This window comes from Chthoniobacterales bacterium, assembly GCA_036569045.1.
GTDB lineage: Bacteria > Verrucomicrobiota > Verrucomicrobiia > Chthoniobacterales > JAATET01 > JAATET01.
In genome coordinates this window covers 62541-69440 of sequence record DATCRI010000055.1, presented here as the reverse complement: position 1 = coordinate 69440, position 6900 = coordinate 62541, and the positions used below count along the sequence as shown (strand labels likewise).

Below are 6900 nucleotides of genomic sequence, written 5' to 3'. Positions count from 1 at the left end.
CTCGAGGCCCAGGGCGGCCGCGTGATTCGCACAAACGTGGGCGACCGCCACGTCATCGAGGAAATGCTCCGTGGCGACTACTCCATCGGCGGCGAACAGAGTGGCCACATGATTTTCCGTGAATTTTCCACGACCGGAGACGGCATCGTGAGCGCGCTGCAGATCCTCCAGATCATGGTGGAAACCGGCAAGCCGCTGAGCGAATTGAAACGCTGCCTGCGCAAGTATCCGCAGGCACAGCGCAACCTCAAGGTGAAGGAAAAGCCGCCGATCACCTCGCTGCGCGACATTCCAGGCCTGATTGCCGGGGCGGAAGAAGCACTCGCAGGAAAGGGACGCGTGCTCCTGCGTTACTCCGGCACCGAGCCAAAGATTCGACTGCTGATCGAAGGGCGCGACGAGGACGTCATCAACACCCACGCCGATCGCATCGCCGACTCGCTGACCGCCCAGATCGGGATCTGATCAGAAAAACTCTCCTGATTCAGGCGGCGACGGGCGCTTGTTCCGCCGCAGGCTGCTTCGAAGCCACGGAGCGCGCGTTGATTTTCCGCGCCAGCTCCGCGGCGGCCTCGCGGCGGGAGCGATCGAACTGGAAGACCTCCTTGCCGCCCTCGGCCACACCGTAAACGATCACGCGGTCACAAACCCATCCCCTCCGGTGCATGGCCTTGCGGCTTTCGAGTCGAACAGGGTGAATCTGGGGTTGGCGACCGGCGTTGCGGGCGAAGTCGAGTCCTCCCTCCGGCCCAGAAGTCAGCAGCAACCAGCCAAAGGTGTTCGGTTTCAGGCTTTCAACGCGGCCGGTCACGCAGGGAGCCGCCCACAACAGCTCGAACTCCTCGCCGCGGGACTGTGCCAGCGTGATCTCCAAATCCGCAGGCAATTCCGGCGTGACTGCCGAGGGATTGTCACCTGTGACGTGACGAATTCGTCGCCACGCGAACCAAAACATTGAGCGTCCGCTCCGAAAGAGACGAGGCGCGATCCAGATCGTCAGCCCAACCGCCACGACGGCCACGACCAACGCCGTCACGGGGTATTTGTAAACGAGCGCCAATCCCCCCAGGACGGTGACGTCCTCCGCCAGGCTCAGGCCGATGTTGGAAAAGGGTTCGGGCGAGGCATTGACCAGAAGCCGGGTGCCGGCCTTCGCGCCATGCGTCGTGAGGGCCATCCCGCCCGCCAGCAAGCCGACCACGACATCGTAAACCGGATGCGAGTTACCAAGAACGGTGATGGCAAGCATCGCTCCGCCAATCGGTCGAATGATCGTATGAACAGAGTCCCAGAGAGAATCCACCCAGGGAATCTTGTCGGCGAAGAACTCGAGCACGAAGAGCGTGCCGGCCACGGCGACGATAATGGGATCACCGAGCACCGCCAGTTGTTCGTATTGGGGGTGCAGCGTGATCCAGCCCTGCTGAATGGCCAGGCCGCTCACGAAGACCGTGAGATAGAGATTGATGCCCGCCAGAGTGGCGAGCCCGAGCGCAACGCCGAGCAGCTCCAGAGTTTCCATGTTTTTGCGAATATCCGTTCTCTCGAACGGTTGTCACGCGGGAATATTCACCCTCCGAATCCCGCGACTCTCGCACAATTCTCAGCGAGGAATCGCTGAAAAGAGAAAAGCCCTTCCGCGCGAGCGGAAGGGCTTTTCGAAGGTTAAGATCCTAAACTCGTCGGATTAGAACGAGAAGGTCACCGAACCGCCACCCCAGAAGGTGCTGGGCGTGGTGCCGACCAGACCATACCACTGGTAGCTGTAAGCGGCGTAAGGAGAGATCGTGATGTTCTTCGAAACCGCGATCGGCAGGGAAACACCCGTCTGGATGTTGTTCGTGCCAACGAACGGGGACGGAGGATCGTCGTGCGTCGTGAAGTTGTAGCGGAAGCTCGTTCCGAACGAGACGTAAGGAGCGATCGAAACGATGTCCTTGTAGATCGGAGCGGAAGCATCCACGCGGGCTTCGAGGTAGCTGGCGCACTGCTCGACAAAACCGCGGTCGCCGATGTTCGGGCCGACGTTGAAGAAGTAGTTGATGCCAGGGGTGATGGTCACCGGCCCGAGCTCGATTGCGTAAGAGAGACCGGTGTTCAACTCATGCGAGTAGAGACCGTAGGTCGCGCTCAGGATGTGGTAGTAGGTGTAACCCAACTTGAAGGAGAGATTCCCGAAGGTGTGGGTGTAGCTCGCAATACCGTCGAATTCCTTGTAGCTCGTCTCGGAGAGACCAAAAGCGGTCCAGCCGGCGAGGGTGAGGAAGTCATTCTCGGTGAGGTTGAAGGTCACGCTGAGCTGGGTCCAGTAAAGGCTGGAGCCGTAGCCCTCGAAGCCCGGAATGACATTCACGCCGCGGAACATGTAAAGGCTGTCCCAACCAGTGCTGAGCGAAGCGCTCCACCACTTGACGGGTTCCGTCACGACTTCCTTGACTTCTTTGAAGGACTTGCCGTCGCCAGCGAAGAGCGCGCTGCTGGAGAGCAGAGCCGCCGTGCCAAGGACTGCAGCAAACTTTGTAGCTAGTTTCATAGGGTTGTTTGGTTCTTTGTTTTTGTTGAAAGACCCGGGCCCAGCAGGGCTGATCCCGAATCAATCATGGTTAGGCATGATTGCTCCCTCTCAACAAGCACGGAGCATGCCAAGGCGTTTAACTGCCTGCCCCTCAGAGCGTCAAACAAAATTCGAATCTTTTTTTGAACAAAATCGAACGAAGGATGTCAGGGAGTGTTCAGATTTCCGCATTTCGTTTTCAAAAAACGACTAGGCGGCGATGACACTGATGTCGCCGGGCTGGATGCGGAAATAGACCTCTTCGCCCTCGTGGCATTCGAACTCGGTATTGCCGTCGTTCGCGAGAATCGCGCCGAGTTCGAGGCCATTCCCGCAATTCAGGGTGAGTTCGTCCACGGCGCCCTTGAAGATTTCCAACGACACTCGGGCCGGGAAAGTATTCTCGCCGGTCGCGAGCTGGCGAAAGACGCGGATTTTTTCCGGACGGAGTGAAAGCAGCACTTCGTCATCGGTCACGCGGGGATTCGCGCGGACCTTCACGTGGAGGCCGCCTTCCATCTCACAGAGGATGAAGCCTTCCTCCCGACTGAGCACCCGGGCGCTGACGATGTTCGTCTCGCCGATGAAGCTGGCGACGAAGCGGGTGGCGGGCTCGTAATAGATATCCGCCACGGTTCCGATCTGCTCGACCTGGCCGCGGTTGATCACCGCGATGCGGTCGCTCATGGTGAGCGCCTCCTCCTGGTCGTGAGTGACGAACACGAAGGTGATCCCGAGACGCTTCTGGAGCTGCTTGAGCTCCAGGCGCATCTGGGCACGCAACTTGGCATCGAGCGCGGAGAGGGGCTCATCGAGCAGCAGGACTTTCGGTTCGCAGACAATGGCGCGAGCCAGAGCCACGCGTTGCCGCTGGCCGCCGGACATCTGCGCGGGCCGGCGTTGCACGAAATCCCCGAGCGAAGTCATTTCCACCACCCGGTCGACGCGCTGTTTGACCTCGGCAGCGCCCACCCCCTTCATGCGCAACCCAAAGGCGATATTCTCGTAGATCGTAAGATGCGGAAAGAGGGCGTAGCTCTGGAACACCTGGTTCACGTCGCGGCGGTAGGGCGGATCGTGCGTAACGTCTTTTCCGCCAATGAAGACCTGGCCGGATGTCGGCGAGTCAAAGCCGCTGATCAATCGCAGGCAGGTGGTCTTGCCACAACCCGAGGGCCCCAGAAACGTCATGAACTCACCTTCGCGAATCTCGAAGTCGACGTTCTGCAGGGCCACGAAATCTCCAAACCGTTTATGGATTCCCCGCAGTTCGACCATTGCGCTCATCGGAGGGCGACCTTACCGCCCCGGCAAATAACTCACCACAGGAATTTATATCGGTCGAATCGCGGCCAGAACGCGTTATGCTCGTGGAAAGTGAGCGCCGCGTGCCGGCGCCAACGGTTCCCAAGCCATGAAGCGTGCCCTGCTCGTCCTTTTGCTCGCGGCACTGGCCCTGCCGACGCTCGTGGTTGGGATTTTCTACGGTTACGAAAACTGGACGGGCGGAGCGGCGTGGCGCCGGGTGGAAGCCACCCTGCAGGCGGCGGGAGAGCCGCTTTCGCTCGACGCGTTCCGGCCCGATCCCCTCCCCGACGCGCAGAACATGGCCGCCGCACCCGTCTTCCGGGAAATCTTCACGTTCTCCAATCCCCGGCGCGCCAGCCTCTCCGGGTTGCAGCTGCCACCTACAAAATTGGCCTCCCCCGGCGATCAACTCGCTCTCATCGCCCTGGCCCGGCGTTTCCAGCCCGACTTCAACGGCGACGCCACGGCGGCCGCGCAGGTCGTGCTGACCGGTATCGCACCCTTCGAGCCTCTGCTGGACGCCGTGCGACTCGCCGCCGCACGGCCGGGCAATGCCTGGCCCGCCCGCACCACCGATATCACGACTCCCGCACCAATCCTCTCGCCGCTCAAGCGCACGTCCGAGGTGCTCGCCGCCCGCGCCATTGCCGCCGTGGCGGGCCGCCAATCCGCCAGCGCTCTCGCCGACTTCCACCTCATCACGCAGCTCGCCCGCCGGTCGAACCAGCCGCCATCCCTGGCCGGCTGCTACGCCGGGCAGCTCATGCTCGGCTACGCCATTCAGATCGTCGGTGACGGTCTCGCGCAGGGCGCCTGGTCCGACGAAGACCTTGCGGCCATCGAGGCGGCCCTCGGACAATTTCACCCGCTGGCGGATTTTCGCGACGGCGTGCGCGGCGAGCGCGCCCTGTTCCTGACAGCGCCGGAGGCCTTGAAAACGCGGGCCGCCGCCATCTTCACGATCATCGACTTCCGCTCGCCCGCCGCCGAGTGGTTCACCACCGCCCTGTGCCGCGTGATCTGGCTGCTGCGTCCCTCGGGCTGGGAAGCGCGAGACCGCGCGAGCTACGCCAGCTTTGCGCAGGACTGGGTCGGCGGAGTCATCCACAATGGCTTTGTCCGGCCATGGGCTCTCGCGGAGTGGAACGCCCGCCTCAGCGCGGTGCGCCGCAGCCCGATGGAGTTTTTCCGGACGCCGATCACCGTGCTCGTGCTGCCAACGTTCGCAAATGCGGCCCGATCCGCCGCGTATGCACAGGCCCGGCTCGATTTCGCCCGGCTCGCCTGCGCGATCGAACGACAGCGCCGCGCCGAGGGCCGGATTCCCGCCAGCCTCGACGCACTTTCTCCCCAATGGATCGATGCCGTCCCGCGCGACGTGGTCGGAGGCGGCCGCTATATCTATCGGCCCGCGGAGTCGGGAAGCTACGTGCTCTACGGAAAGGGCTGGAACGCCCGGGACGACGGCGGCCGGGGCGATAATGGGAACGCGCTGCTCGGCCCCTCCACCGCCGACGACTGGGTGTGGACCTCGCTCAGGCCAGCCCCTTGAACCAGCCCAGCGGCCCCGGCGCGAGGTGCGTCGTGATCTGCTTGATCTCGGTGTAGGCGTCGTAGCCGTGCGGCCCGAGTTCGCGCCCGAAGCCGCTCTGTTTGTAACCGCCCCACGGCGCTTCGTTGAACGTGAAGTGGAAGGTATTGATCCACGTCACTCCCGCGCGGAGACGACGAATCACCCGCTGGGCGCGAGCTCCGTCCTTCGTGAAAACCGCGCCGGCGAGGCCGTAGGGCGTATCGTTGGCCTTGCGAACGGCTTCCTCCTCGCTCTCGAACGTGTCGATGCAAAGCACCGGCCCAAAAATTTCCTCGCGCCAGATTTTCGCATCGGGCGGAACATTCATGAAGATCGTCGGTTGCACGAAATTCCCAGCCGCCCGGGCGTCATCTTCGCAGGCGCCGCCACCGGTCAGGAGTTGTGCGCCAGCGTCCCGGCCACTCTCGATGTAGCCGAGCACCTTTTGCTGGTGAGCCTTCGAGATGAGCGGGCCCATCTCCGTCGCTTCGTCGGAACCCGCCCCGACCACGATGCGCTCCGTCGCCGCCACCAGCCGGGGCAGAAATTCATCCAGCATGCTTCGCTCGAGAAACAGGCGTGAACCCGCGTTGCACACCTCGCCCTGCCCGGCGAAAATGCCAAACATCGCGTATTCCAGCGCCACGTCGGGATCCGTGTCCGCAAACATCAGGATCGGCGACTTCCCGCCCAGCTCGAGCGTCACGCGCTTCAAATTTCCCGTCGCAGCCTGCATGATCCGCCGCCCCGTGGCCGTGCCCCCGGTGAACGCGATCTTGTCGACGCGATCGCTCGCCGCGAGCGCGGCCCCGGTCGGATCGCCCGCTCCATAAAGAAGCTGCACCGCGCCGGGAGGAAACCCGACCTCGTCGAGGAGCTCGAACAGCAACTGCGCGCTCCACGGCGTGAGTTCCGACGGCTTCAGGATGCAGCAATTTCCTGCCGCGAGGCCGGGCGCCAGTTTCCACGCGGCCATCAGCAGCGGGTAATTCCACGGAATGATCTGCCCGCAAACGCCGACGGGCTCGCGCACCGACATCGAGACGATGTTCGGATCGCCAAGCTCGTAGGTCTCGCCGTGCGGCTTCGTCGCCAGGCCCGCATAGTAGCGGAAACACGCCGCCGCGTCGGCCGCGTCGAACCGCGCCTCGCGGCGAGGCTTGCCATTATTCAACGTGTCCCGGCGGGAGAACTCCTCGGCATTCGCATCGATGAGGTCGGCGAGCTTGAAAAGTTTCGCCGCGCGCTCCGGAGCGGGCGTCCACGGCCAGGGCCCGTCATCAAAAGCCGCCCGGGCCGCATCGATGGCGGCCTCCGCGTCGGCGGCGTCGGATTCGGTTGCAAGGCCGAGCAACGAATTGTCGGCCGGATTTAGGAATTCGCGCGAGCAGCCTTCCCGTGCGGGGATGAATTTGCCGCCGATGTAGTTGAGAAGCGGTTTCATGACTTCCTCAATCTAGCGCCG

At 62.9% G+C, this 6900-nt stretch carries 6 protein-coding genes; 2 read left to right on the top strand and 4 right to left on the bottom strand.

All coding sequences use genetic code 11. From position 1 onward, the window contains the following. The coding region (glmM, locus tag VIM61_10855) for a phosphoglucosamine mutase (GenBank protein HEY8900899.1) at window positions 1-465 on the top strand (465 nt) is incomplete at its 5' end. A 19-nt stretch (window positions 466-484) separates the two neighbouring features. Here the strand turns inward: glmM and VIM61_10850 are convergent. The 3 genes from VIM61_10850 to VIM61_10840 all read right to left on the bottom strand — a co-directional run bounded on the left by VIM61_10850 (window position 485) and on the right by VIM61_10840 (window position 3790). Next, the gene (locus VIM61_10850; protein HEY8900898.1) at window positions 485-1522 is read right to left on the bottom strand and encodes a DUF4126 domain-containing protein; all 1038 of its coding nucleotides are present in this window, start codon (window positions 1520-1522) and stop codon (window positions 485-487) included. A 165-nt stretch (window positions 1523-1687) separates the two neighbouring features. Next, window positions 1688-2533, bottom strand: a complete 846-nt coding sequence (locus VIM61_10845) for a hypothetical protein (GenBank protein ID HEY8900897.1) — start codon at window positions 2531-2533, stop codon at window positions 1688-1690. A gap of 231 nt (window positions 2534-2764) precedes the next feature. Continuing rightward, window positions 2765-3790 (bottom strand): ABC transporter ATP-binding protein, encoded by a 1026-nt coding sequence (locus VIM61_10840; GenBank protein HEY8900896.1) that lies wholly within the window; start codon window positions 3788-3790, stop codon window positions 2765-2767. 178 nt (window positions 3791-3968) lie between these two features. On the opposite strand from VIM61_10840, the gene VIM61_10835 reads away from it, so the two are divergent. Continuing rightward, window positions 3969-5414 (top strand): hypothetical protein, encoded by a 1446-nt coding sequence (locus tag VIM61_10835; GenBank protein ID HEY8900895.1) that lies wholly within the window; start codon window positions 3969-3971, stop codon window positions 5412-5414. On the opposite strand, the gene VIM61_10830 is transcribed toward VIM61_10835, so the two are convergent. After that, window positions 5398-6879, bottom strand: coding sequence for an aldehyde dehydrogenase family protein (locus VIM61_10830; GenBank protein HEY8900894.1), 1482 nt, complete (start codon window positions 6877-6879; stop codon window positions 5398-5400). The two genes, VIM61_10835 and VIM61_10830, sit on opposite strands and share 17 nt — an antisense overlap. Window positions 6880-6900 lie beyond the last annotated feature (21 nt).

Coding starts and splice junctions, on each gene's coding strand:
- VIM61_10845 (HEY8900897.1), bottom strand. CDS start 2,533: ATGAAACTAGCTACAAAGTTTGCTGCAGTCCTTGGCACGGCGGCTCTG.
- VIM61_10835 (HEY8900895.1), top strand. CDS start 3,969: ATGAAGCGTGCCCTGCTCGTCCTTTTGCTCGCGGCACTGGCCCTGCCG.
- VIM61_10830 (HEY8900894.1), bottom strand. CDS start 6,879: ATGAAACCGCTTCTCAACTACATCGGCGGCAAATTCATCCCCGCACGG.
- VIM61_10850 (HEY8900898.1), bottom strand. CDS start 1,522: ATGGAAACTCTGGAGCTGCTCGGCGTTGCGCTCGGGCTCGCCACTCTG.